This window comes from Streptomyces sp. MGP-BFMKR1 (assembly GCF_057766585.1).
The window spans coordinates 1,396,459-1,422,347 of the sequence record NZ_CM173408.1 but is presented as its reverse complement, the minus strand read 5'-3'; the positions used below and the strand labels follow the sequence as shown (position 1 = coordinate 1,422,347).

General features: G+C 75.6%; 21 protein-coding genes. 13 read left to right on the top strand and 8 right to left on the bottom strand.

Translation table 11 applies throughout. The features are described from left to right. Nucleotides 1-333 precede the first annotated feature (333 nt). The 3 genes from AC3CHW_RS05420 to hmgA form a co-directional block, all read right to left on the bottom strand. Nucleotides 334-1,689: a type ISP restriction/modification enzyme gene (locus tag AC3CHW_RS05420; RefSeq protein WP_488470969.1), complete on the bottom strand. Its 1,356-nt coding sequence runs from the start codon at nucleotides 1,687-1,689 to the stop codon at nucleotides 334-336. Nucleotides 1,690-1,905: 216 nt separating this feature from the next. Then, on the bottom strand, nucleotides 1,906-2,655 hold the full coding sequence (locus AC3CHW_RS05415) for a GntR family transcriptional regulator (protein ID WP_398608421.1): 750 nt from the start codon (nucleotides 2,653-2,655) through the stop codon (nucleotides 1,906-1,908). Nucleotides 2,656-2,667: 12 nt separating this feature from the next. Next, entirely contained in the window at nucleotides 2,668-4,011 is a 1,344-nt protein-coding gene (gene hmgA / locus AC3CHW_RS05410) for a homogentisate 1,2-dioxygenase (protein WP_176164801.1), read from the bottom strand. A 409-nt stretch (nucleotides 4,012-4,420) separates the two neighbouring features. On the opposite strand from hmgA, the gene AC3CHW_RS05405 reads away from it, so the two are divergent. The 7 genes from AC3CHW_RS05405 to AC3CHW_RS05375 all read left to right on the top strand — a co-directional run bounded on the left by AC3CHW_RS05405 (nucleotide 4,421) and on the right by AC3CHW_RS05375 (nucleotide 15,072). Beyond that, a complete protein-coding gene (locus tag AC3CHW_RS05405) occupies nucleotides 4,421-5,980 on the top strand; it encodes a CitMHS family transporter (RefSeq protein WP_488469730.1) in 1,560 nt (519 codons plus the stop codon). 3 nt (nucleotides 5,981-5,983) lie between these two features. Then, nucleotides 5,984-7,378, top strand: coding sequence for an MFS transporter (locus tag AC3CHW_RS05400; protein WP_488469729.1), 1,395 nt, complete (start codon nucleotides 5,984-5,986; stop codon nucleotides 7,376-7,378). A gap of 481 nt (nucleotides 7,379-7,859) precedes the next feature. Further along, on the top strand, nucleotides 7,860-8,801 hold the full coding sequence (locus AC3CHW_RS05395) for a hypothetical protein (protein WP_488469728.1): 942 nt from the start codon (nucleotides 7,860-7,862) through the stop codon (nucleotides 8,799-8,801). Nucleotides 8,802-9,059: 258 nt separating this feature from the next. Further along, nucleotides 9,060-9,803: a class F sortase gene (locus AC3CHW_RS05390; protein ID WP_488470968.1), complete on the top strand. Its 744-nt coding sequence runs from the start codon at nucleotides 9,060-9,062 to the stop codon at nucleotides 9,801-9,803. 462 nt (nucleotides 9,804-10,265) lie between these two features. Beyond that, entirely contained in the window at nucleotides 10,266-11,684 is a 1,419-nt protein-coding gene (locus AC3CHW_RS05385; protein WP_488469727.1) for an aldehyde dehydrogenase family protein, read from the top strand. A gap of 597 nt (nucleotides 11,685-12,281) precedes the next feature. Next, complete coding sequence (locus AC3CHW_RS05380; protein ID WP_488469726.1) at nucleotides 12,282-13,364, top strand: Zn-dependent alcohol dehydrogenase; 1,083 nt, start codon at nucleotides 12,282-12,284, stop codon at nucleotides 13,362-13,364. A 148-nt stretch (nucleotides 13,365-13,512) separates the two neighbouring features. After that, nucleotides 13,513-15,072 (top strand): alpha/beta hydrolase, encoded by a 1,560-nt coding sequence (locus AC3CHW_RS05375; RefSeq protein WP_488469725.1) that lies wholly within the window; start codon nucleotides 13,513-13,515, stop codon nucleotides 15,070-15,072. A gap of 101 nt (nucleotides 15,073-15,173) precedes the next feature. Here AC3CHW_RS05375 and AC3CHW_RS05370 read toward each other — a convergent pair whose 3' ends face one another. Then, nucleotides 15,174-15,818, bottom strand: a complete 645-nt coding sequence (locus AC3CHW_RS05370; protein WP_488469724.1) for a TetR/AcrR family transcriptional regulator — start codon at nucleotides 15,816-15,818, stop codon at nucleotides 15,174-15,176. A 69-nt stretch (nucleotides 15,819-15,887) separates the two neighbouring features. On the opposite strand from AC3CHW_RS05370, the gene AC3CHW_RS05365 reads away from it, so the two are divergent. Further along, nucleotides 15,888-17,042 carry an acyl-CoA dehydrogenase family protein gene (locus AC3CHW_RS05365; RefSeq protein ID WP_488469723.1) on the top strand — a complete coding sequence of 385 codons (1,155 nt, stop codon included), beginning with the start codon at nucleotides 15,888-15,890 and terminating at the stop codon, nucleotides 17,040-17,042. A gap of 234 nt (nucleotides 17,043-17,276) precedes the next feature. Beyond that, complete coding sequence (locus tag AC3CHW_RS05360) at nucleotides 17,277-17,888, top strand: TetR/AcrR family transcriptional regulator (protein WP_398608432.1); 612 nt, start codon at nucleotides 17,277-17,279, stop codon at nucleotides 17,886-17,888. A gap of 82 nt (nucleotides 17,889-17,970) precedes the next feature. Here the strand turns inward: AC3CHW_RS05360 and AC3CHW_RS05355 are convergent, their stop codons facing one another. Next, on the bottom strand, nucleotides 17,971-18,435 hold the full coding sequence (locus AC3CHW_RS05355; RefSeq protein WP_176164810.1) for a MaoC family dehydratase: 465 nt from the start codon (nucleotides 18,433-18,435) through the stop codon (nucleotides 17,971-17,973). Nucleotides 18,436-18,707: 272 nt separating this feature from the next. Next, nucleotides 18,708-19,298 carry a hypothetical protein gene (locus tag AC3CHW_RS05350; RefSeq protein ID WP_488469722.1) on the bottom strand — a complete coding sequence of 197 codons (591 nt, stop codon included), beginning with the start codon at nucleotides 19,296-19,298 and terminating at the stop codon, nucleotides 18,708-18,710. 427 nt (nucleotides 19,299-19,725) lie between these two features. Here AC3CHW_RS05350 and AC3CHW_RS05345 point away from each other — a divergent pair, with 427 nt between their 5' ends. From AC3CHW_RS05345 to AC3CHW_RS05330, 4 genes are all read left to right on the top strand, one after another. Beyond that, entirely contained in the window at nucleotides 19,726-19,929 is a 204-nt protein-coding gene (locus tag AC3CHW_RS05345) for a hypothetical protein (RefSeq protein ID WP_488469721.1), read from the top strand. A 225-nt stretch (nucleotides 19,930-20,154) separates the two neighbouring features. Beyond that, on the top strand, nucleotides 20,155-20,922 hold the full coding sequence (locus AC3CHW_RS05340) for an SDR family oxidoreductase (RefSeq protein ID WP_176166531.1): 768 nt from the start codon (nucleotides 20,155-20,157) through the stop codon (nucleotides 20,920-20,922). Nucleotides 20,923-21,032: 110 nt separating this feature from the next. Next, nucleotides 21,033-22,691 (top strand): class I adenylate-forming enzyme family protein, encoded by a 1,659-nt coding sequence (locus AC3CHW_RS05335; RefSeq protein WP_488469720.1) that lies wholly within the window; start codon nucleotides 21,033-21,035, stop codon nucleotides 22,689-22,691. A 77-nt stretch (nucleotides 22,692-22,768) separates the two neighbouring features. Beyond that, nucleotides 22,769-23,368: a TetR/AcrR family transcriptional regulator gene (locus AC3CHW_RS05330; protein ID WP_217196953.1), complete on the top strand. Its 600-nt coding sequence runs from the start codon at nucleotides 22,769-22,771 to the stop codon at nucleotides 23,366-23,368. A 97-nt stretch (nucleotides 23,369-23,465) separates the two neighbouring features. Here the strand turns inward: AC3CHW_RS05330 and AC3CHW_RS05325 are convergent, their stop codons facing one another. Beyond that, nucleotides 23,466-24,689: an acyl-CoA dehydrogenase family protein gene (locus AC3CHW_RS05325; protein WP_488469719.1), complete on the bottom strand. Its 1,224-nt coding sequence runs from the start codon at nucleotides 24,687-24,689 to the stop codon at nucleotides 23,466-23,468. Nucleotides 24,690-24,696: 7 nt separating this feature from the next. Beyond that, complete coding sequence (locus tag AC3CHW_RS05320; protein ID WP_488469718.1) at nucleotides 24,697-25,764, bottom strand: phosphotransferase family protein; 1,068 nt, start codon at nucleotides 25,762-25,764, stop codon at nucleotides 24,697-24,699. Nucleotides 25,765-25,889 lie beyond the last annotated feature (125 nt).

Here is a 25,889-nt window from a genome sequence, read left to right as displayed (position 1 = left end):
CCTTCACCCCCGCTCGTTCCCGATCGAATCGGTCCGGCCTGGGTACGCGACCAGGCCGGACAGGCGCCCCGCAGCCGCCACGGCGTGAGCGGGCCCCGGCCAGCCCCAGCCGTCGCCCCGCCCGGTGGCTCCGCTCAGGCCACCCGCGCCGCCTCCTTCGTCCGCGCCCGTCGCGCCGGTCGGCCGCCGATCCGTCGGCCCCACGCTGCGCCGGTCGCTGCCGCGCTGTGAGCGCCCTCTGCCAGGTGGCCCCGGTACCTGCCAGGCGGCCTTGTGTTCCCGCTGGCCGGCCTCCGGCGTCCCGGGTGCCGGCGCCGCCGGCGCGACGCGGCCTCACAGCAGCGCGAACTGACCCTCCGGTCCCTCCTCGTGGTGGTCCAGGACCGACGCGGGCCGTCGGGCGGTGTCCGGAACCGGCAGCACGCCCGCGTCGGCCAGCTCGCCCGCCGCGATCAGCGGCCCGTCCGCCAGCTCCTTACGCAGTTGCCCGGCCGGTTCGCGCAGTTCGGCCAGCAAGGTGAGGACCGTGATCAACTCCAGCAGGTCAGACGTCCACTCCTGGGGCCAGTCACGCGGTCCGATGGCGTCCAGGGTGCCGGCCGGGCCGGGCGTGGCGCGCCGCTCGAACCAGCTCTCCAACACCCGCACCCCGCCGCTGTGGTACTCCCACGCGGCATAGGCCACCGGCGAGATCCGGCCGTTCCCCAGGCAGAGCGCGCCCTCCTCGGGGTCGTAGCCCAGCGCGTCCGGGGCGAGCGGGCCCGCGAGCGCGGCCCGCACGTACGGACGCTGACCGCCCGGCAGCCGAGGCCGACCCGCACTCGCGGCGGCTGCTCCCGCGACCCCGGGCGCCGGGCCGCCGCGGGCGCCGCGGGTGTGGAGCCACACCCGGCGTCGGCCGAGCGCGACGCCCGCCTCCCAGAGGTCGGGGGAGGCGGTCAGCGGCACGGTCGTCGCGCCCTCGGGCCCGCGCTGCGCGACGGCGGCGATCCAGGCGAACAGATCCTCGGCCGCGACCTCGCGCCCGAGCCGGCGGGCCAGGTGGGCGAGGAGCCCCGGGGCGACGTTGGGCTCGCGGGCACCGGGGCGGCGGTAGAGCGGGCGGATGCGGCCGGGCCGGCCCGCGGGGGAGTGCCCGTCGGGGAGAAGCGCGGCGAAGGAGAGTTCGGCCTCCGCCGGGGGCGGGCCAGCCGGCGGCGTGCCGGGCCCGGCCGACTGCGGGCTGCCGGCCGGCGCCGTGGGACGCGGCGCGGGGCCCGGTGCGCCGGGTCCGGGTGCGCCGGCCGTCGCCCGGGTGCCGCGCTGGCCGGTGCGGGGCGGTGCCTCGCGGGCCGGTTCGAGCAGGTGGATCTGGTGCTCGTCGGCCACCCGCCACAGCTCGGGCCTGGCCGCGTCGATCAGCCGGTGATCGGGAATCAGCCACTGCTGGTCGTAGGGCCCGTGCGCGATGCGCACCGGCCGCGGGCAGCGGCCCCGCTCGCGGGCGAACCTGGTGGTGGCGCCCGGCTGGCCGGGGAGTTGGGCGACGGCGGTGTGCGGCGTACGGGCCCGGGTGGGGTGGAACAGGGCCGTGCGGTCGGCCTCGTCGTCGGTGCGCAGCAGCCGGTCCCAGCGGGCGGCGAGCGAGGCGGCGTCGGGGGCCAGCACCCAGGACCGCCCGAGTCGCAGCGGCGCCACCGACCACGGCATCACGTCCGCCAGCTCCGGCGCCCCGCCCCCACCGGCGTCCGTTACCGCCACGGCAGCCCTCCCCGACGTCTGTGCCTCCAGCATGGTAGCCATGCCCGGCGCGGGCCCGGGCCGGCGCCGGCGCGCGGCCGGGCCGCCGCGCCGGCCGCTGCGCGCTCGCGCGCGGAGGGCACCGCGCGGGGGCCGGGCGTGGTGTGGGCGTGGAGTGGACGGGGGTCAGTGGGCGTCCAGGGTGACCGTGAAGGAGAAACGGTCACCCCGGTAGCGGATGCGGGCCACGTCCACGATCTCGCCGTCCTCGTCGTAGGTCAGGCCCGTGTAGTGCAGGATCGGGCTCAGCAGCGGCACGTTCAGGAGCCCCGCCGTCTCCGGGTCGGCGAGGCGGGCCTCGACCGTGTCCGTGATGCGGCTGATGCGCACCCCGACCGCGTCCCGCAACACCTTGGTCATCGGCCAGCGGGTCAGGTCGTCGAGGTCGATCTTCTCGGCGATGTCGGGCCGGATCAGGTTGTGGGCCCAGTTGGTGGGCTCGCCGCTCTCCTCCTCGCAGCGCAGCCTCCGGTAGCCCACCGCCTCGGTGCGGCCCGGGAAGTGCTCGGCGAGGTCGGCCGGGATCGGCTCGGTGCCGTGGCCCAGCAGCGTGGTGCGCTCACCTGACTGCTGGGCCACTATCGCGTCCACCGAGCCGAGCAGCCGCACCGGGGCGCCGCGCTGGGCGCTCGGCTCGATGAACGTGCCGCGCCGCCGGTGCCGGCTGATCAGCCCCTCCGCCTCCAACTCCTTGAGCGCCTGCCGCATGGTGAGGACGCTGACCCCGTAGTGCTCGGCCAACCGGTCCTCGGTGGGCAGCCGCAGCGGCTCCTCCGGGCGGCGGCCCAGTATGGAGGCCCGCAACGACTGCGACACCTGGTACCAGAGCGGCAGCTTGCGGTTCAGGGCGAGCGAGTCGGGAGCGAAGGTGGTCACGTTGGCTCCGTACTACGACGACCGGAAATGGCGCTCCAGACCCTGCCACACATCGTCATATCCGCTCTGCAGGTGGTCGGCTTCGATCGCCTGCGGAGTGGTGATGACCGGCCAGCGGGTCTCGAACATGAAGGCGAGGCCGTTGTCGATCTTCTGCGGCAGGAGTTCGGCCGCGCTCGCCCGGTCGAAGGTCGTCCGGTCGGGTCCGTGCGCCGACATCATGTTGTGCAGCGAGCCACCGCCGGGCACGAAGCCGCCCTTGCCCGCCTTCTTCGCGTCGTAGGCGCCCTCGATCAGGCCCATGTACTCGCTCATCACGTTGCGGTGGAAGTACGGCGGCCGGAAGGTGTCCTCGCCCACCAGCCAGCGCGGCGCGAAGACCACGAAGTCCACGCCCGCCAGGCCGGGCGTGTCCGACGGCGAGGTGAGCACCGTGAAGATGGACGGGTCGGGGTGGTCGTAGCTGATCGAGCCGATGACGTTGAAGCGGTGCAGGTCGTAGACGTACGGCACGTGGTTGCCGTGCCAGGCGACGACGTCGAGCGGGGAGTGGTCGTACGTCGCGGCCCACAGGTTGCCGCAGAACTTGTTGACCACCTCGGTCGGCGCCTCGCGCTCCTCGTACGCGGCTACCGGAGCGCGGAAGTCGCGCGGGTTGGCCAGGCCGTTGGCGCCGATCGGGCCGAGGTCGGGCAGGACGAAGGGTTGGCCGTAGTTCTCGCAGACGTAGCCGCGCGCGCTCGCGTCGAGGAGTTCGACGCGGAACCGCACGCCGCGCGGGATGAGCGCCACCTCGCCCGGCTCGGCGCGCAGCAGCCCGAACTCGGTGCGCAGCAGCAGCCCGCCGCTCTCGGGCACGATCAGCAACTCGCCGTCGGAGTCGCTGAAGACCCGGTCGGTCATCGAGGCGTTGGCGGCGTAGAGGTGGATGGCCATGCCGACGCGCTGGGCGGCGTCGCCGTTGCCGCCGAGCGTCCACAGGCCGGCGAGGAAGTCGGTGCCGGCGGCCGGCTCCGGCATCGGGTCCCAGCGCAGCCGGTTGGGGTCGGGCACCTGCTCGGGGCCGGCGAACGGGGCGCCGCGCAGCGCGCCGTTGTCGATCCGGGTGAACGGCGGGTGCGCCGCCGAGGGGCTGATGCGGTAGAGCCAGGAGCGACGGTTGTTGCGCCGGGGCTCGGTGAAGGCGCTGCCGCTGAGCTGCTCCGCGTACAGGCCGAGCGGGGCGCGCTGGGGCGAGTTGCGGCCGTGCGGCAGCGCCCCGGGCACCGCCTCGCTGCTGTGTTCGTTACCGAATCCGGAGCTGTACGTCAGCCCCTCGGCGACCTTCCTCGCTTGCTCGTTGTCCGTGCCGCTCATCGCGTGCTCCCACCATCGAGATCCACCATCGAAGAATTCCTATGCTTGACCATAGGAATGGCGGGGTGCGGCGTCAATGCGCCGGCCCCGCCCGGCACGTCGGTCCCGCGTGCGACTCGATGCCTACCCGCTCCCGCGCCTCCTCGACCAGTGCCCCGCCGGCGCCCCCCGAAAGCCGCGCCCCGCGCCGTGCGCGGGTGAACGGCGGGGGCGGTGGTGCTCGGCGGGACCGGCGCGCCGCCTGGGCCGAGGTGACTCCGTCGCACGCGGCTGACCTGGTGTTTTGCGCGTATTGCTCGCACGTCAAGACCTTGTTAACGCAAAGTTGCCGCGCCTAACGTCGCCTCACCGCCCCTCCGGCGGCGCTGCCCGCCCCTCGGCGGCGTTCGAAGGCGAACGTGAGGTACCCATGCTGACCATCCTCGGATTCGTCATGATCGCTACCTTCCTGGTGCTGATCATGATGAAGAAGATGTCCCCGCTGGCGGCGCTGGTGCTCGTTCCGGCGCTGTTCTGCGTCCTGGTAGGGAAGGGCGCGCACCTGGGCGAGTACGTGCTCGACGGAATAGGCGACCTGGCGCCCACGGCGGCCATGCTCATGTTCGCCATCATCTACTTCGGCGTCATGATCGACGTCGGGCTCTTCGACCCGATCGTCCGGCTCATCCTGCGGTTCTGCAAGGCCGATCCGGTGCGGATCGTGGTCGGCACCGCCGTGCTGGCCGCCGTGGTCTCGCTCGACGGCGACGGCTCCACCACCTTCATGATCACCGTGTCGGCGATGCTGCCGCTCTACCGGCGGCTGAAGATGAGCGTGCTGGTGATGACCTGCGTCGCGGCCACCGCCAACGGCGTGATGAACACCGTGCCCTGGGGCGGCCCCACCGCCCGCGCCGCCACCGCCCTCGAACTGGACGCGGGCGAGATCTTCGTACCGATGATCCCGGCGCTCGCGGTCGGCCTGCTCTTCGTCTTCTTCCTCGCGTACGTGCTCGGCCGGCGCGAGCGCAAGCGGCTCGGCCTGCTCACCCTCGACGAGGGCGACGCACTGGCGCGGGGCGTGGCGGCCCCGGGCGCGCGGGCGGCCGAGCCGGTGCTCGCCGCCGTCGGCGGCGCCGACGCCCCGGCCGTCGCGGTGGCCGGCGCGGGCGGCCCGGGGCGCGTACCGCTGACGAAGGACCGGCTCCCGGCCGGCGGCGGAACCGGGCCGGGCCCGGCCGACCAGCCCGGCACGGGCGAGGCGGACCCCCGACCCGTCGGCGCGGCCACCGCGACCCCCACGGCGACCCCCACGGCGGGCGACGCCGACGCCGCTGCCGCCGACGATCCGCAGACCCTGGACCCGAACCGGCCGACGCTGCGCCCGAAGCTGTACTGGTTCAACGCCGCCCTCACCGCGACCCTGCTCACCCTGCTGATCCTGCAGACCCTGCCGATACCGGTGCTCTTCCTGCTCGGCGCGGCGGTCGCGCTCACCGTCAACTTCCCGCACATGCCCGACCAGAAGGCGCGCATCGCCGCGCACTCGGAGAACGTGCTCAACGTCTCCGGCATGGTCTTCGCCGCGGCCGTGTTCACCGGCGTCCTCACCGGCACCGGCATGGTCGAGCACATGGCCCGCTGGCTGGTCGACGGCGTCCCCGACGGGCTCGGGCCGCACATGGCCGTGGTCACCGGCGTGCTGAGCATCCCGCTCACGTACTTCATGTCCAACGACGGCTTCTACTTCGGCATCGTGCCCATCCTGGCCGAGGCCGGCGCCGCGCACGGGGTCTCGCCCACGGAGATCGCCCGCGCCTCCCTCGTCGGCCAGGCCCTGCACATGTCGAGCCCCCTGGTGCCGGCCGTGTACGTGCTGGTCGGCATGGCCAAGGTGGAGTTCGGCGACCACACCCGCTTCACCGTGAAATGGGCGGCGCTCACCGCCCTGGTGGTGCTCGGGGCCAGCCTGGCGTTCGGCATCATCTAGGGCATGACGGGGACGACGGGGACGACGCCCGGTAGGGGCTGGCTGCTGCGCTTGGTCATCGCCTTCGCGTTCGCGCAGGGGGCGGTGAGCATGGCCAGGCCGGCCGTCTCCTACCGGGCCCTCGCGCTGGGCGCGGACGCCCGCGCGGTGGGGATCATCGCCGGCGTGTACGCGCTGCTCCCGCTGTTCGCCGCCGTCCCGCTGGGCCGCCGCACCGACCACGGCCGCGCCGCCCCGCTGCTGCCCGTCGGCGTCGTGCTCATCGCGGGGGGCTGCGCGCTGAGCGGGCAGGCCGGTTCGCTGTCGGCGATGGCGCTGTGGAGCGGCGTCATGGGCCTGGGACACCTGGCGTTCGTGATCGGGGCGCAGTCCATCGTGGCCCGCCGCAGCGCCGCCGCCGACCAGGACCGCAACTTCGGCCACTTCACCATCGGCGCCTCGCTCGGCCAACTGGTGGGGCCGATCCTCGCCGGGCTGCTGGTCTCGGCGCGGGGCGACCAGTTGGCCCGCACCAGCGCCACGGCGCTGCTCGTCTCGGCGGCGGTGGCGATGTGCGCGTTCGCCGGCCTGTGGCGCGTCGAGAGCGCCGGCGGGAGCGCCGGGGGAGGCCCGGGCGAGCACGCCGGCGCGCGGGGCGCGCGGGGCGCGCGAGGCGCTCGGACGGCGGCGCGCGGGGCGGGCCAACGGCCGGCCGGGCGGCCCGTGTCCGTCTGGGGCATCATGCGCTCGCGCGGCGTGGCCTCCGGCATCTTCATCAGCCTCGCCGTGCTCTCCACGACCGACGTCCTCACCGCCTACCTGCCCGTGCTCGGCGAGCACCGTGGCATCGCCCCGGCCACCGTCGGGCTGCTGCTCAGCCTGCGGGCCGCGGCCACCATCGCCTGCCGACTGGTGATGACGCCGATGATCCGCCTGGTCGGGCGCACCGCGCTGATGGCCGGGAGTTGCCTGCTGGCCGCGGTGTTGTGCGCGAGCGTCGCGCTGCCGCTGCCGGTGTGGGGCCTGGCGACAGCGCTGGCCCTGCTGGGCTTCGCGCTCGGCGTGGGGCAGCCGCTGTCGATGACCACGGTGGTGCAGGCCGCGCCCGACGGCGCGCGCAGCACCGCACTCGCGCTGCGGCTGACCGGCAACCGGTTCGGCCAGGCAGCCGCGCCGGCCGCCGCCGGCGCGCTGGCCGGCCTCGCGGGCACGGCGGCACCGTTCGTGCTGCTCGGCCTGTTGCTCCTCGGCTCGGCGGCGGTCGCCGGGCGCGGTCTGCGCCACGGGGGCGACGGCGCCTCGCGCACGGCGGCCCGGGGCGCCCCGCGTGACGCCCCGTCGGACCACCCGCCGACGCCGGACCATGCCCCCGGGCCAGAGCCACGCGGCGGCGAGGCCACCACCCGCCCGCGGCCCTAACCGCCGCGCCCCGCGGAGCGACCGGCGCGCGCGATCGGGGGCGAACCGGACCGGCGGGCCCACCGCGCTCGCTCCCCGCACCGCCTCGCCCGCTCCCCGCACCGCCGCGCCCGTTCACCTCCCGTACGGCCCACGCGGGACTCGGTGCGTCACCATGCGCGGGCAGGGGCGGCGGCTCGTACGGGAGCGGGGGCGGCCTGAGTCGTACGGGCGCGAGAGCGGCGGACGTACGGGGTGGCCTGAGGCGTACGGACGCGGGGATGGCGGGCGTACGGGGCGGCCACGGCCGTGGCTGGTGTGGCGTACGGGCCGGCCGGGGCCGGTGGCCGGCGGTGGTTGGGCCGGGTGGGGGATAGGGGCGGGCGTTCGGGGGTTGGCCGTTTCCTGGCGGCGTGGACGTGACACGTAATCAGGCAAACGACTGATTCGTATGAAACGTATGACCGGTAGGACGAAACGTCCCGGCGTGAAGGAGACCCACATGGCCGCCCCGGTACCGCTCCGTCGCTCCGGCGCTCGCGCCGCCGCGCTCGTCGTGGCCGCGCTGGCCACCGGCGCCGTCGCCGCGCTGGAGGCGCCCGCCGTCGCGGCGCCCGGCGCGGACGTCCGTATCCACGACGTGGACACGCCCGTGGAGGACCCACGGGACGAGCGCACGGTCTGCGCCTTCTACCTCGTCGCCGTCGACGTGCCCGGCGCGCGGGAGCTGGCCTGGCGCATCGCCCCGCGCCCGAACTCCCGCGAGCTGCCCGGCATCGACGGCACCATCCTCATCGACGCCGGCCGGGGCCACACCGGCCCGTACACCCTCCCCAGCGGCAGCTACGAACTCACCTGGACCGGTGCGGGGGAGGGGCGGAAGGCGACCCGGCGCAAGGCGTTCACGGTCGCGTGTCCGCCGGGCGACCAGGGGCAGCCCCCGACCAACGACCCGCCGCCCGCCGCCGACGACGAGGCGCGGGGCGACGTCCCAGGCGACCGGCAGGAACCGACCGAGGGGCGAGAGCACCCCGCGGCGGCCGACGAGGACTGGCTCACCGACGCGATGCGGAGCGCGGGCGCGTCGGAGTGGAACCGGGGGGACCGGGAGGACCGGGGGAACCGAAGGAACCCGGGAGAGGGGCGCCGTGCCGTGCCGGCCGGCGAGCGGTCCGTCTCGTACCGCGCCGCCGACCGGCCCGACGCCGAAGCGTCGCCCGCTGCCCGAGGCCCGCGCGCCGAGCGGGCGCCCGTGGACCCGGGCGACGTGCCGGCGGCGGACGGGCGGCAGCCGCGTGGCGCCGTGGCCGCGGGTGGCGGCGCCGAGGCGGACGAGGGGACGGCGCCGCCCGGGGCGGGTACGGCCCTGGTCGCCGGCGCGGTCGGGTTGGTCGGACTGGTGGGGGGCCGCCGCGCCCGGCGTCGCTCGCAACGCCCCGCCTAGGACGCCGTGAGGCCAGGCAGTGGCGCGCCGCCGAGCCCCGCGCCCGCGCGCCCGCGCCCCGGCGGCGCCGGCCGCTGCCGCCCGGGGGCGCCGCGCCGGCGCATGAGCCGTGCCCGCCGGCGCCGCCTGGCGGTGACCCTGAGTACGGCCGTGTGTCTGCTGGGCGGCGGCGTGTTCTGGGCGCTGGGCCCCGCGTCGTCGCCGGGGGACCGGTCGCGCCCGCCCGAACCGTCCGCCTGGGCGGCGGGCGCGGCGGCCATGCGGCTCGTCGCCGAGGGCGACGTGACCGCTCCCCGGGCTGGTGGGTCGCGGGCCGCCGCCGGCACCGGTGCGGATGGACGCGCGGACGGCGCCCGGCGCGTGGGTGGTACGGGGCGGCCGGGCGCGGCCGGCGCGGCGCGCGACACCGATGGGCGCGCGGCGGCACCCGGCGCGCCCGGCGCGCGGCCTCCCGCCGGCAGGCGCCCGGGTGGCACGGCCAGCAGGCCGGCGCGGGCGACCCGGCCGCTCGTGCCGCGCGCCCCCATCGGCCGGGCCCGACCCAGCACCGTGGCCATCCCCGCGCTGCGCCTCGACGCGCCGGTCGTCGGCCTCGGCCTGGACCGGCACGGCCGCCTCACGACGCCGGCGGTCAGCGCCCCGCGCGTGGCGGGCTGGTACGAGCGGGGCCCGAGCCCCGGCGAGCGCGGCACCGCGATCATCGTCGGCCACCGCGACACCCGCCGCGGCCCGGCCGTCTTCCTCGAACTGCCCACGCTGCGCCGGGGCGACCTCGTCGAGGTGGCCCGCCACGACGGCAGGACGGCCGTGTTCACGGTGGACGCGGTGCGCACCTACCCGCGGGCCGACTTTCCCGACCGCACGGTCTACGGCGACGCGGGCCGCCCCGAACTGCGGCTGCTGACCTGCGGCGGCCCCTTCGAGCCCGGCCGCGGCTACCGCTCCAACGTCGTCGTCTTCGCCCACCTGTACGACGTGCGGGACGCGGCGCGGGCGCGCTGACCGGCGGACGCGGCAGGGCGCCGCCGGACGCGGCGCACCCCCGCCCGTGCGCCCTCGCCCGCGCGCCCCCAGCGGCGCGCCTCCGGCCGCGCCACTCGCGCGCGGCGTGGCCGTAAACCGCCGCCGCGCGCGGTCGAGCGGCTTGGCGGGGTGGTGTGACGCGCCGGCCGTCGGGCACCGTGGAGCCGAGGGGTAGCGGGTCCCGCCGGCCCACCGCGCGCGGCATGCGGGCATCGACGCCGTGCGCCGGAACGCGGCCAAGGTGGCGCATGCGCAAGCCAGTTGTCGCCGAGGGGAAGTAGGTCAAGCGTGGTGCGTGGTGTGGTCGGGGTGGCGCGGGTGACCCGGGTGGGAACGGCTCGCGTGATCGAGGGCACGCGGCGGCCCCTGGCGTCTGAAAACTACCGTCGCTAGTTTGGTGGGGTACGACGGGCCTAAGCGGTGCGCTGGAGGGCGAACGACGTGAAGTCGCATGACGAGATGTACATCGACGGCGCCTGGCGGCCCGCGGCCGGCACGGACTCGATCGAGGTGGTGAACCCGGCGGACGAGCAGGTCATCGCCACCGTGCCGGCCGGCACGGCGCTGGACGTGGACACCGCCGTACGGGCCGCGCGCGCCGCCCTGCCGGGCTGGGCCGCCGTCCCGCCGGCCGAGCGCGGCACCTACCTGGCGGCCCTGCGCGACGGGCTCGCCGCCCGCCGCGACGAGATCGCCGAGACCGTGGTGGCCGAACTCGGCTCTCCCGTCGGCTTCGCGCAGGCCGTCCACGCCGGCCTGCCGATCGCCGTCGCCGACAGCTACGCCGAGTTGGCGAAGACGTACGCGTTCGAGGAGCGGATCGGCAACTCCACGGTGTTCCACGAGCCGGTGGGCGTCGTGGGCGCGATCACGCCGTGGAACTACCCGCTGCACCAGATCGTCGCCAAGGTCGCCCCCGCGCTCGCCGCCGGCTGCACCGTCGTCGTCAAGCCCGCCGAGAACACCCCGCTGGTGGCCCAGCTCTTCGCCGAGGTGGTGGCCGGGGTGGAGCTGCCCGCCGGCGTGTTCAACCTGGTCACCGGCCTTGGCCCGGTCGCCGGCCAGGCGCTGGCCGAGCACCCGGGCGTGGACCTGGTCTCCTTCACCGGCTCCACCGCCGTCGGCCGGCGCATCGGCGCGAGCGCCGGGGCGGCCGTCAAGCGGGCCGCCCTCGAACTCGGCGGGAAGTCGGCCAACATCGTCCTGCCCGGCGCCGACCTGACCCGGGCGGTGAAGGTCGGCGTGGCCAACGTGATGGCCAACGCGGGCCAGACCTGTAGCGCGTGGACCCGGCTGCTGGTCCACGCCGACCAGTACGAGGAGGCCGTCGAGCTGGCCGCCGCTGCCGCCGCCAAGTACGCGCCGGGCGACCCGCGCGACGGCGAGACCCGGCTCGGGCCCGTGGTCAGCGCCGCGCAGCGGGACCGGGTCCGCGGCTACATCGACCGCGGCATCGCCGAGGGCGCCCGCCTGGTGGCCGGCGGCCCCACGGCCCCGGAGGGCCTGGAACGCGGGTACTACCTGCGCCCCACCGTGTTCGCCGACGTCACGCCGGAGATGACCATCGCCCAGGAGGAGATCTTCGGCCCGGTCCTCTCGATCCTGCGGTACACCGACGTCGACGAGGCCGTGCGGATCGCCAACGACTCGGCGTACGGGCTGGCCGGCGCCGTGTGGGCGGCCGACGAGGCCGAGGCGGTGGCCGTCGCGCGCCGCCTGGAGACCGGCCAGGTGGACATCAACGGAGGCCGCTTCAACCCGCTCGCCCCCTTCGGCGGCTACAAGAACTCCGGCGTCGGGCGCGAACTCGGCGTGCACGGCCTGACCGAGTACCTCCAGACCAAGTCACTCCAGCTCTGACGCCCCGCCTTCCCGCACGCCCCGGCGCCGCGCCCCGACGGCGGCGGCGGGCCCGGCCGGGCTGGGCGGTGGCGTGGCGCGCCGGCCGCCGCCCGCCGAGCGCCGCCACCCGAGCGCGGGGCGCCCCGTACGCCCCGCCACCCGAGCGCGGGGCGCCCCGTACGCCCCGCCGGCCCCCGCTCGCCCGCCCCGCGCCCCGACAGACCCGCCCCACCCGGCGCCCGGCGACCCGGCGCCGCCCCGTCTCGTACGCCCGCTCCGCCCGCCCCGTCCGTCCGCCCGTGCGCGCCGCGTACGCCCGACCGCCCACCCGTACCCCGGGCCGGCCGCCTGCCCGCCGTGAGCGCGCCCGCACCGTAGCGCACCGGACATAACCGAACCGGACCGTCCGGTACGGCCGGGCGCACGCTGTGCTGGGCCGCTCCGTCGCCGTACGATCCGCACCGTCGTGTTGCTCGAACCGGCGTGCGCACCCGCGCACGCCGGAGCACCCCGTCCGTCCGCCCACCCCGTCGGCGCCGGGTCCATCGGCCCGCTGGCGACGGGGGCGGGCCAACGCCCCACCCCCACACCGTGCCTGTGCCCCTAGGAGAAACCGTGGTTCGCGCCGCTGTACTCACCGCAGTCAACGCTCCGCTGGAGATCACCGAGATCGACCTCCCGAAGCCGGGCCCCGGACAGGTCCGGGTCAAGCTCACCGCCGCCGGCGTGTGCCACTCCGACCTGTCGCTGTCCAACGGCACGCTGCGGCAGCAGGCGCCGGCCGTGCTCGGGCACGAGGGGGCCGGGGTCGTCAGCGCCGTGGGCGAGGGCGTCACAACGGTGGACACCGGCGACCGCGTCGTCCTGAACTGGGCACCCTCGTGCGGGAACTGTCACTTCTGCGCGCTGGACGAGCCGTGGCTGTGCGCCCACGCGGGCGCCGCGGCCGACACCCCGTACGCCACCCTCGCGGCCGACTCCACCGCCCTCTACCCGGGCCTTGGCACCGCGGCGTTCGCCGAGGAGACCGTGGTGCCCGCGCACGCGGTGCTGCCGCTGCCGGACGGCGTGCCGCTGGTGGACGCGGCGCTGCTCGGCTGCGCGGTGCTCACCGGGTACGGGGCCGTCTTCCACGCGGCCAAGGTCGTCGAGGGCGAGTCGGTCGTGGTCTTCGGCGTCGGCGGGGTGGGCCTCGCGGTGCTCCAGTGCGCGCGGATCGCCGGCGCGGGACCGCTGATCGCCGTCGACATCTCGCCCGAGAAGGAGGAACTCGCCAGAGCCGCCGGCGCGACGGACTTCCTGATAGCGGGCGACGACACGGGCAAGCGGGTGCGCGCCCTCACCGAGGGGTACGGCGCCGACGTGGCCATCGAGTGCGTGGGCCGCGCGGACACCATCCGCGCCGCCTGGACCAGCACCCGGCGCGGCGGCCGGACCACCGTCGTGGGCATCGGTGGCAAGGACCAGCAGGTGACGTTCTCCGCGCTGGAACTCTTCTACTTCGGCCGCACCCTCTCCGGCTGCGTCTACGGCAACAGCGACCCGGTCCGCGACCTGCCGGCCATCGCGGAGCACGTGCGCGCGGGACGGCTCGACCTGTCGGCCCTGGTCACCGACCGGATCGGGCTCGAAGGCATCCCGGCGGCCTTCGACGCCATGCTCGCGGGCCGCGGCGGCCGGGCGCTCATCGTCTTCTGACGCGCCGTCGGCAACGGGAGCGCCCCGTACGGCGGTTGTCGGCACGGCGGCGGTCGCCCCCGCGCCCCGCATGCTGGTGCTGTCCCCCTTCCCGAGGCGGGGGACAGCACCAGTGAGCGGCCCCGGGCGCGCGTCCTAGCGTGCTGTCATGCATGCGATGACAAGGCCGGCGGTGGCGGGCATAGCGCTCGCCACCTGTCTGGCCACCGTGCCCACGGCCGTCTTACCGGCCGCAGCCCACGGCGGCCCGCCCGCCGCGACGAGCGAACTCGCCCGCTTCTACGACCAGCGCCCGCAGTGGAGGAGTTGCGTGCTCGGGCCCGACGACGAGGACGGGCGGCAACTGGAGAAGGCCGGCGCCCAGTGCGCCGACATCACGGTCCCGCTGGACTACGCGCGCCCCACCGGTCGCACCATCACCGTCGCCCTCTCCCGGATCAGGGCCACCGACACCGCCCACCGCGTCGGCCCGATCGTCTTCAACGACGGCGGCCCCGGCGGCCCCTCGCTCACCAGCCCGCTGGCGGCGCGGACCGCGATGCGCGACAACGCCGCCCGCTACGACCTGATCGGCCTCGACCCCCGGTTCGTCGGCCGCAGCACCCCGCTGGACTGCGGCTGGCCCGTCGGCAGCGCGCTGGTCTCGGCCGGCATGACCCGGGCCACCTTCGACCGGCAGGTCGCCCACCAGAAGGACCTGGCCAGCCGCTGTTCCACCCGACACGGTGCCGTCCTGCCGCACGTCACCACCCGCAACACGGCCCGCGACATGGACGTCGTACGCGGCGTGCTGGGCGAGCGGAAGATCTCCTACCTGGGCTACTCGTACGGCACCTACCTGGGCACCGCCTACACCCAGATGTTCCCGGGCCGCTCCGACCGGGTGGTGCTCGACGGGGCCATCGACCCGCGCGAGTACCGGCCCCGCCTGCTCAAGGGCCGGGAGGAGATCGGGGACCGGGCGCTGCGCGCCTGGGCCGCGTGGACCGCTCGGCACCACGCGACCTACGGCCTCGGCACCAGTGGGCCTCGGGTGCTGCGCACCGTCGAGCGCACCGCGCGGGCCGCGGCGGTGCGCCCGCTGGTGGTCGGCTCGGGCCCGGACGCGTACCGGGTGGACGACGCGACGGTGCCGATGGTCGCCTTCGCCGGCGCCGCCGACGACCGCGACCCGGCCCGGCACGCGCTCGCCGGTCAGCTCTCGGTGCTCGCCCGCGCGGCGCGCGGCGAGCGCGTCGAGCCGACGCCCGAGTTGGCGGAGATGCTGGACTTCGCCCTGACAGGCAAGCTGTCGCGGTACGGCAGCGCGCAGGTCGCCATCCTGTGCGGCGACGGGACGGCGCCGCGCGACCCCGAGGTGTACTGGCGCGACGTCCAGCGCAGCCGGGACCGTTACCCGCTGATGGGTCCGATGGCCAACAACGTCAACCCCTGCGCGTTCTGGCCGGACATGCCGCGCGAGGCCCCGGTCCGGGTGGAGCGCGACACCCCGGCGCTCATCGTGGCCGCCACCGGCGACCCCCGCACCTCCTACCAGGGCAGCAAGGCCCTGCGCGGCATGCTGCCCAGCTCCCGGCTGCTGACCCTGGAGGGCGCCAACCACCACGGGGTGTTCGGCGAGTACGGCAACGCCTGCGTGGACGACCAGGTCAACGCCTACCTGCGGACGGGCAGGCTGCCCGGGTCGGACGTGACCTGCCGGAAGTAGCGCGCGCCGACGGGCGGTAGCGCCCGCGCGCCGGGCGGGTCGGGGCGGAGAGCCCCGACCCGCCCGCTCTGCCCGTGTCGGGTCCCGGTCCCGTGCCCGGCTCAGGTCAGCCGCTGGAACTGAAGCTCGAGCCCGTCCAGCAGGGCCGTCAGGCCCGTCTCGAACGCGCCCTCGTCCACCTGCTGTTGCCGCTCGGCCAGCAGGTGCGCCTGGCCCAGGTGCGGATAGGCCGCCGGGTCGTACGCCCGTGGGTCGTCCACGAAGCCGCGGGCGAAGGAGCCGAGCGCGGACCCGGTGACGAAGTAGCGCATCAGCGCCCCCACCCGCGTCGCGTGGGCGGGCGGCCACCCCGCCCGCACCATCGCGCCGAACACCGCGTCGGCCATCCGCAGTCCCGTCGGCCGCCGCCCGGGCCCCTGGGCCAGCAGCGGCACGATGTGCGGGTGGGCGGTGAGCGCCGCCCGGTACGAGCGGGCCCAGGCGAGCAGCGCCGGGCGCCAGTGGTCCGGGCCGTCGCGCCCCGCGTCGAACATCGACAGGTCGACCTCGGCGACCACGGTGTCCGCGACCGCGTCCAGGATCTCGTCCTTGGTCGGGAAGTGGTTGTACAACGACGGTCCGCTGACCCCGAGTTCGGCGGCGAGCCGGCGGGTCGAGACGGCCTGCAAGCCCTCGGCGTCCACGAGGGCGAGGGCGGCCGTGACGATTCTCTCGCGGCTCAGCAGGGGCTTGCGGGGGCGGGCCATGCGCCACATAGTAGAGCCGCCACACAAAAACTAGCGCTGCTAGCTACGCGCACTCCCTGGGGCGGCGACATGGACCTGGAGCTCACGGACGAGCAGGGCGCGGTGCGCCAACTGGCCAAGGACTTCATCGACCGGGAGGTCGCGCCGCACGCCGCCGCGTGGGACCGCGCCGAGCAGGTCGACCGGGCCATCGTGCCCAAGCTGGGCGCGCTCGGCTTCCTCGGCCTCACCATCCCGGCCCGCTACGGCGGCTCCGACGGCGACCACCTCTCGTACGCGCTGGTCACCGAGGAACTCGGGCGCGGCGACTCGGCGGTGCGCGGCATCCTGTCGGTCTCGCTCGGCCTGTGCGCCAAGTCCATCGCCGCCTGGGGGAGCGAGGCGCAGAAACGGGAGTGGCTGCCGCGGCTGTGCGCGGGCGAGGCCGTGGGCTGCTTCGGGCTCACCGAGCCCGGCACCGGATCGGACGCCGCCTCGCTGACCACCCGCGCGGTGCGCGACGGCGCGTCGTACGTGATCGACGGCACCAAGACGTTCATCACCAACGGCACCTGGGCCGACGTGGTGTTGCTCTTCGCCCGCACCGGGCCCGAGCCCGGCCACCGGGGCATCAGCGCCTTCCTGGTGCCCACCGACACGCCGGGGCTCGGCCGCAGCGAGATCCACGGCAAGCTCGGGCTGCGCGGCCAGGCCACCGCTGAGCTGACCTTCGACGGGGTGCGGGTGCCCGCGTCGGCGCTGGTCGGCGAGGAGGGCCAGGGCTTCAGGGTCGCCATGTCGGCGCTGGCCAAGGGCCGGATGTCGGTCGCGGCCGGCTGTGTGGGCATCGCCCAGGCGTGCCTGGACGCTGCGGTGGCCTACGCGGGCGAGCGCGAGCAGTTCGGCGGTAAGACCATCGCCCACCACCAACTCGTACAGGAACTGCTCGCCGACATCGCCGTCGACGTGGCCGCCGCCCGCCTGCTGACCTGGCAGGTGGCCGACCACATCGAGCGCGGACTGCCGTTCGCGACCCAGTCGTCGGTGGCCAAGCTCTACGCCAGCGAGGCGGCCGTACGGTGCGCCAACAACGCGCTCCAGGTCTTCGGCGGCTACGGCTACGTGGACGCGTACCCGGTGGGCAAGCTGCTGCGGGACGCGCGTGTGATGACCCTGTACGAGGGCACCAGCCAGATCCAGAAGCTCCTGATCGGCCGCGAGCTGACCGGCGTCGCCGCGTTCTGACCGGTTACGTGGGCGTGTTCGGAGCAGCGGCGACCGTACCGGACCGCGACCCGCGACCCGAACGTCGTCGGATCCGGGCCAAGCCGCTGTCGGACCGCTGCCGGATAGCCGTCGCGGCGGTGGCGCCGTGACCCGGCGGCGCGGAACGTGAGCCTAAGCGACCGCTCACCCGCGCGGTAGGGTGAGCCTCCCGTCGCGGAGGGTCCGTGGCGGGCTGGCAGAGCGGGGCCTTGCATGAGCGCGCAGGCGCAGCAGTCCGAGGAAGAGTGGGCCGACATCGCCCCGGACGCCGCCCGGCGGCTGGTCATCGCCGCGGTGCAGGCGTTCGCCGAGCGCGGCTACCACGCCACGACCACCCGCGACATCGCCAGCCGCGCGGGCATGAGCCCGGCCGCGCTCTACATCCACTACAAGACCAAGGAAGAACTGCTCTACCAGATCAGCCTGGTCGGCCACCGGCTCGCGCTCGACATCCTGGAGCGCCCGGCGCTCGCCGACGGCAGCCCGGCCGAGCGGCTGGCCGACGCCGTCCGCTCCTTCGTCCGCTGGCACGCCGAGCACCACACCACGGCGCGCGTGGTGCAATACGAACTGGACGCGCTGAGCCCCGAGCACCGGGCCGAGATCGTGGGCATGCGCCGGGCCACCGACGCGGCGGTGCGCGGCATCATCGAGGACGGCGTGCGCTCCGGCGACTTCGACGTCACCGACGTGCCGGGCACGACCCTGGCCGTCCTGTCCCTCTGCATCGACGTGGCCCGCTGGTTCAGCACGGAGGGCCGCCGCGGTCCGGACGAGGTGGGCGACTCGTACGCGGCCCTGGCCCTGCGCATGGTGGGCGCGTAGCCCACGGGGCGCGGCGGGCAGGTAGCCCAGCCCAGGGGCGACGGGCACGTAACCCGGGGTGCGGCGGAGGCCGCCGTGGCGGCTAGTGGGAGAAGCGGGCGACCGACTCCGCGACGCACACCGGGCGTTCGCCGCCGCCCTCGCGCTCGATCGTGATGACCGTGGTGAGTTGGACGCCGTCCCTGACCTCGGCGACCTCCGTGATCTTCGCCGTCGCGCGCAGTCGCGAGCCGACCGGCACCGGGGCCGGGAAGCGCACCTTGTTCACGCCGTAGTTCACGCCCATCCGGACGCCCTCGACGCGCCAGAGTCGCGGCATGAACGCGGGCACCAGCGACAGCGTCAGGTAGCCGTGCGCGATGGTCGTGCCGAACGGGCCGGTCGCGGCCCGCTCCGGGTCCACGTGAATCCACTGGTGGTCCCCGGTCGCCTCGGCGAACAGGTCGATCCGCCGCTGGTCGACCTCCAGCCAGTCGCTCGGCCCGAACTCGGTGCCGACCGCGGAGCGCAGTTCGTCGAGTGAGGTGAAGATCCGGGGTGGTGCCATGGCGATGCCTCCCGTGGTGCCGTGCCGTGCTGGCGGCGCACGTACCGACACGGGGAGCGCCCGCGCCCGTACTCCGTGGACTAAGCGGTTGCTCAGCATGCTGCGCCCGGGGCGGGACTGTCAACGTGCCCCGGGACGCGCGGGCGTGCGCCACCGGGCGGGAGCCGGCCGGTGCGGGCGCGGCCCGGCAACCGCCCCGGCCCGCCCGGCACACGCCGAGCGGCGCACCGCCAGGCCCCACCCCGAGCGGCGCGCCGCTCGCCACGCGGCGCTCAGCGCGCGCCCGCCATCGCGGGGGCCCTGGGCGCGGCGACCGGGCGCGGCACCACGATGCCGCAGCTCGCGCAGACCGGCCCGGGCTCCCAGGCGCGGCCGGCGAGCCCCTGCCAGATCATGCGGTCCTGCCCGCACACGGGGCAGCCGCTGGCCGCCTCGTCCGGCGCCTCCATGGCCGCGATGACCTGCCGCAGCACCTGCGGCAGCGGCGCGGCGGGGTGCGTCTCGGGGTCGGCGCACCGAACGACCTCGCAGCCGCCCCAGGTGAGTCGGTGCCAGTCGTCGAGGGCGCCCGGTTGGCGTACTCCGTCGTGCTTCTCGCGCCTGCGCCGGGCGGCGAACTCGGCCTCGTAGGCGAGCCACACCTCCCGCGCCTCCTCAAGCTCCGTCAGCGCCGCCACCAGGCGCGCCGGATCGGGATCGCGGTCTCCCGGCCGCATCCCGGTGCGGACGCACAGGTGGTGCCAGGTGGCGCGGTGCCCGTACGGGGCGAAGCGCTCCAGGCATTTACGGAGCGAGGTGCGCCGCAGCGCGACGCTGTTCCGTGGATCGCGAACCTCTCGTGCCAGTGCTCTGAAACCGGCCAAAGCATCCCACCTCCGACATGCGGACCAGACCCGATGCTCAATGGACGTGGCCCGCCGCGATTTGGCTCCATCTTTCTGCTCGGTCTTCCAGCGCGTTCCGCCCGTGGACCCGCCCCGCGCCCGCAGGGGGCCGCGGCGCGAGCGCCGTGGCGCGGCGTCGTCCGCGGCGGGGCGGACGGCACCGCCGCGCCCGTGTGACGCCCGGTCGCCGTGAGCCGTGTCGCTCGCCCGTACGGCTGAGCCCGGGGGCTGATACCCGTACGCGACCGCTATGGCGACCTCGTCGGCGGCTACCCGCGCGCATCCCGGGCAAACCGCACCGGTCCGGCGCGCCACTGGGAACCGGGCGCCGGGGCGAGGCCGCGCGCCCGAGTTGAGGGCGCGACGGGCACCGGCCACGCACGGCGGCGCGGGCGCCACCGCAAGGGTGACGCCCGCGCCGCCGGGTCCCGGCTCCACTCCGCCTGCGCCCCTCACGCTGGTCGACGAGACGGGGCCCGAACTCCGGGTACTCTCCGGCGCGTTCGCCCGGCGCGGGGAGCGGGCGGCGCTGGCCCCGGACCACCCGCTCAACGTGCTGTGGCGCTGCCTCGCCGCCGAGCACGAGCGGCGCGTGAGCGCGGCGCGCTGACCCGCCACGGGCGCGGCTCCCGGCCGGCCTCCGGCCCGGCCAGCCGCCCCGCCGACCGGCGTCCCCCGCACCCTTTCGTACGCCATACCGACCGGTTAGTCTGCGCTGAGCGCGCGGCGTACGCGGCGTACGCGGCGGTCGGCCGGCTGGCGGACAGCGGGCTGTCGGGGCCCGCGCGTACGTCGCCGGCGGCTGGGACCAGGGGAGAGGCACATCGTGGAGACCATGCGGGGCGCGGGAGTGGTCGTGACCGGGGCGGGCGGCGGCATCGGGGCCGCGCTCGCCAGGGGCTTCGCCGCGCGCGGCGCCCGGGTCGTGGTCAACGACATCGACGCCGACAAGGCGCGGGCCGTGGCCGCCGAGATCGACGGCACCGCCGTACCGGGCGACGCGTCGAAGGCGCTGCCCGCCGCGCGGGACGCGCTCGGCGGCGCCGTCGACGTCTTCTGCGCCAACGCCGGCGTCGCCCCGGTCGGCGGCCCCGAGGCGGAGGAGGCGCTGTGGGCGGCGGCCTGGGACGTCAACGTGATGGCCCATGTCCGCGCGGCCCGCGAGCTGGTCCCCGGTTGGCTGGAGCGCGGGCACGGCCGGTTCGTGTCCACCGTCTCCGCCGCCGGCCTGCTCACCATGGTCGGCTCCGCCCCGTACAGCGTCTCCAAGCACGCCGCGTACGCCTTCGCCGAATGGCTCTCCGCCACCTACCGGCACCGGGGCATCCGGGTGCACGCGATCTGCCCGCAGGGCGTCCGCACGGACATGCTGGCCGGCACCGGGCCCACCGGCGAACTGGTGCTCGCGCCCACCGCCATCGAGCCGGAGGCGGTCGCCGACGCCCTCTTCCAGGGCATCGCCGAGGAACGCTTCCTGATCCTGCCGCACCCCGAGGTGGCCGACTACTACGCCGCCCGCGCCACCGCGCCCGACCGCTGGCTGGAGAGCATCAACCACCTCCAGCGGAAGGTCGAACAGCTCCCCGGCGCGGCCGGGCGGTGACCCCCGGCGGGCCCCGCCGCCGGGCACCCGCCGCCAGCGACGCACCCGGGAGCCCGCTACCGAGCCCCGCGCCCGCCAGGCGCGGCCGACCGACCGACCAGGAGTGGCCGATGACCTCCTACCAGGACCAGCCCTGGCTGTCCCAGCTCAACGCGGCCCAGCGCCGCCCGGTCAGCCCGCGGCCCAGCGTGCTGCACGCCTTCCGGGACTCCGCCCGCGCCACGCCCGAACGCACCGCGCTGGCCTACTTCGACGGGCGACTCAGCTACCGGGAGGTGGACCGGCTCTCGGACGCGCTCGCCGCGCACCTGGCCGCCCGCGGCTTCCGGCCGGGCGAGCGGCTGGCCATCGTGTTGCAGAACTCGCCGCACTTCGTGCTGGCCCTGCTCGCCACCTGGAAGGCCGGCGGCATCGCCGTGCCGGTCAACCCGATGTACAAGGCGGCCGAGTGCGCGCACATCCTGGCCGACGCCGAGGTGAGCGCGCTGGTCTGCGCGGACCTGGCGTGGGAGGCGTACCTGCGCGAGACGGCCGCCGGCTCGCCCGTACGCGTCGTGCTGACGGCCCGCGAGTCGCAGTTCCAACGCCGCGACGACGCGCGGGTACTGCCCGCCGACCGGCCTGCCCCGCCCGCGGACGCCACCGACCTGCTGGCCGCGGCCAGCGGCCCGCCCACCGCGCCCACCCCGCCCGCCGCGCCCGAGCCGGCCCCCGGCGACCCGGCGTTGATCTGCTACACCTCCGGCACCAGCGGCGCGCCCAAGGGCGCCACCAACACCCACGGCAACCTGGTCTACAACGCGGAGCGGCAGCGCGTCGGGCACGAGCTGCCGGCCGGCTCCACCTCCTTCGCGCTGGCTCCCTTGTTCCACATCACCGGCCTGGTCTGCGAGCTGTCCGCCTGCCTCGCCGCCGGCGGCACGCTCGCGCTCGCCTACCGGTTCCACCCGGGCGTGGTCCTGGACGCGTTCGCCGAGCACCGCCCCGCCTACACCGTCGGGCCCGCCACCGCGTTCATGGCCCTGCTGGCCCGCCCGGAGGCCACCCGCGAGCACTTCGCCTCCTTCGCGGTCATCTCCTCGGGCGGCGCGCCGCTGCCGCCCGCCCTGGTGACCGCCTTCGAGGAGCGCCTCGGCCCCTACCTGCACAACGGTTACGGCCTCACCGAGTGCAGCGCCCCCTGCGCCAGCGTCCCGCCCGGCCGGCGGGCCCCCGTCGACCCGGCCTCGGGCACCCTGGCCGTCGGCGTCCCGGGGCCCGACACGGTGGTGCGCGTCCTGGACGAGACCGGCGCCGAAGTGCCGTTCGGCGAGCTGGGGGAGATCGCCGTGCGCGGCCCGATGGTCGTGCCCGGCTACTGGCGCCGACCCAGGGAGAGCGAGGCCGCGCTGCCCGGCGGCGAACTGCGCACCGGCGACGTCGGGTTCATGGACCGGCAGGGCTGGCTGTACGTCGTGGACCGCAAGAAGGACATGATCAACGCCTCCGGGTTCAAGGTCTGGCCGCGCGAGGTGGAGGACGTCCTGTACACCCACCCCGCCGTGCGGGAGGCGGCCGTGGTCGGCGTGCCCGACGCCTACCGCGGCGAGTCGGTCAAGGCGTACGTGAGCCTGCGCGCCGGGCACGACACGGCGCCCGGCGACCTCGTGGCCTACTGCGCGCACCGGCTGGCCGCGTACAAATACCCCCGCGTAGTGGAGATACTGCCGGAGCTGCCGAAGACGACGAGTGGGAAGATCCTCCGGCGGGAGCTGCGCGCCGCGGGGTGAGCCGCCGGGCGCGGCTCGGGCAGCGCACGACAGGCGGGCGGGCCGCGGTGGTACGGAACGAGGGGCAGGTGGCGGCGATGACCAGGGCGACGGACGGCGACGCGAGAGCGGTGCCGGTGCCGCGACGGCTGCTGGAGGCCGCCACCAGGCTCTTCGCCGAACGGGGCTACGACCGCACCTCGGTGCAGGAGATCGTGGAGGCCGCGGGCGTCACCAAGGGCGCGCTCTACCACTACTTCGGCTCCAAGGACGACCTGCTGCACGAGGTGTACGGGCGGGTGCTGCGCCTGCAACAGGAGCGGCTCGACGCGCTCGCGGACGCGGACGCGCCCGTGCAGCGGCGCCTGCGGGACGCCGCCGCCGACGTCGTGGTCACCACCATCGAGAACCTCGACGACACGAAGATCTTCTTCCGGTCCATGCACCAGCTCAGCCCCGAGAAGCACAAGCAGGTGCGGGCCGAGCGGCGCCGCTACCACGAGCGGTTCCGGGCGCTGATCGAGGAGGGCCAGCGCTCCGGCGTCTTCAGCGACGCCACCCCCGCCGACCTGGTGGTGGACTACCACTTCGGCTCCGTGCACCACCTGGGCACCTGGTACCGGCCCGACGGCCCGCTCACCCCGCAGCAGGTCGCCGACCACCTGGCCGACCTGCTGCTGCGCGCCCTGCGCCCCTAAGCCAGTCCCACCCCGCGAGCCCGCGCCCCAGGAGCCGGTGCCGGCGGCCCCCCCCCCGGCGGCCCGGGCGTGCGCGGGCCGCCCGGGGAGGGGCGGCTCAGTCCCCGGTCGCGTACCGCTTCAACTCGCGGCGGGCCAGCGAGCGCTGGTGCACCTCGTCGGGGCCGTCGGCCAGTCGCAGGGTGCGCGCGGCGGCCCACAGCTCGGCCAGCGGGAAGTCCTGGCCCACGCCGCCGCCACCGTGCAACTGCACCGCCTGGTCGATGATGTCGGCCACCGTACGCGGCGTGGCGATCTTGATGGCCTGGATCTCGGTGTGCGCGCCCCGGTTGCCGACCGTGTCCATCAGCCAGGCGGTCTTGAGCACCAGCAGCCGCAACTGCTCCACGCTCACCCGCGCGTCGGCGATCCACGCCTGCACCTGGCCCTGCGCGGCCAGCGGCTTGCCGAACGCCGTACGGGACAGGGCGCGGCGGCACATCAGCTCGATGGCGCGCTCGGCCATGCCGATCAGCCGCATGCAGTGGTGGATGCGGCCGGGGCCCAACCGGGCCTGGGCGATGGCGAAGCCGCCGCCCTCCTCACCGATCAGGTGGTCCGCCGGCACCCGCACCCGGTCGAAGACGACCTCGGCGTGGCCGCCGTGGTAGTGGTCGGCGTACCCGTAGACCCGCATGGCCCGGCGGATCTCGACGCCCGGCGTGTCGCGCGGCACCAGCACCATCGACTGCTGGCGCCGGGGGTCGGCCCCGTCCGGGTCGGTCTTGCCCATCACGATGAACACCTGGCAGTCCGGGTGCAGCGCGCCGGAGATGTACCACTTGCGGCCGGTGATGACGTACGTGTCGCCGTCGCGCTCGATCCGGGTCTCGATGTTGGTGGCGTCCGACGAGGCCACGTCCGGTTCGGTCATCGCGAACGCGGACCGGATCTCGCCGGCGAGCAGCGGCCTGAGCCAGCGCTCCCGCTGCTCAGGACTGCCGAACTCGGCGAGCAGCTCCATGTTCCCGGTGTCGGGCGCGGCGCAGTTCAGCGCGGTGGGGGCCAGTTGCGGGCTGCGGCCGGTGATCTCCGCGAGCGGCGCGTACTGCGCGTTGGTCAGCCCCGCCCCGTGCTCCGTGCCGGGCAGGAACAGGTTCCACAGCCCGCGCTCGCGCGCCTCCCGCCGCAACTCGGCCACCACCGGCGGCGGCACCCACGGGTCGGCCTGCGCGGCGCGCTGCTCGCGCGCGGTGGCCTCGGCCGGGTAGACGTGCTCGTCCATGAAGGCCAGCAGCGCGCCGCGCAGCTCCTCGGTGCGGGCGTCGTAGGCGAAGTCCATGGCGCTCTCAGCCCTCCTCAAGGGTGGTCAGGCCGCGGTCGACGAGCAGCGGGACCAGCGCGCCGACCCGGTCGAACCCGGCGCCCACGGTCTGCCCGAGCGTGTAGCGGTAGTGGATGCCCTCCGCGATCACGGCGAGCTTGAAGAACGCGAACGCGACGTACCACGCGACGCGGCCCACGTCGCGGCCCGAGCGCGCCGCGTACCGCTCGATCAGCTCGGCGCCCGACGGGTGCCCGGGGGCGCCGCGCACGGTGCTGAGCGGGGAGTTCGGCACCTCGGGCAGCTCCGTGTACATCGCGAGCAGGCCCAGATCCGTCAGCGGGTCGCCGAGCGTGGACATCTCCCAGTCCAGGACGGCGGCGATGGCGCGGTCCGCGCCGACCAGCACGTTGTCCAGGCGGTAGTCGCCGTGCAGCACGGTCGGCGCCGGCGAGGCGGGCAGCGCCCGGGTCAGTCCGCTCAGCAACTCCTCGACGCCGGCCAGCTCCCGACTGGTGGAGTGCGCCAACTGCTTGCTCCAGCGCCGGAGCTGGCGCTCCAGGTAGCCGTCGGGCCGGCCGAAGTCGGCCAGCCCCACCGCGGCCGGGTCCACCGCGTGCAGCTCCACCAGCGTGTCCACCAGGTCGAACAGCAGCTCCCGGGTGGCCTGCGGGCCCAGCTCGGCGAGCTGTTCGGCGCTGCGGTACGGGACGCCGTCGACGTGCTCCATGACGTAGAACGGTGAGCCGGTCACCGACTCGTCCGCGCACAGCGCCAGCGGCTCGGGCACCGGCACGCGCGTCGGGTGCAGGGCGCTGATGACCCGGTACTCGCGCCCCATGTCGTGCGCGGTGGCCAGCACGTGGCCCAGTGGCGGGCGGCGCAGGACCCACCGGGTGGCCCCGTCGGTGACGGCGTAGGTGAGGTTGGACCGGCCGCCCTCGATGAGACGGGCCCGCAGCGGCCCGTCCACCAGGCCGGGCCGCGCGCGCTCCACGAAGGCCCGCACCCGCGCCAGGTCGAGTCCCGGGGGAGCGGCGGCCCCGGGGTCGTCGGCGGCCGGGGGCCCCGGGGGTGGGCTGCCTGCGCTCATCGGGTCTTCCTCCGGTGGGTCGGGGGCGGGGCCCGCGAAGATCGGCGGACACCGGGATCAGCGGACCCCGCTCATGATGCCGACCAGTCGGTATGGAGTCCAGCGATTCCCGTGATCGGCCCGGC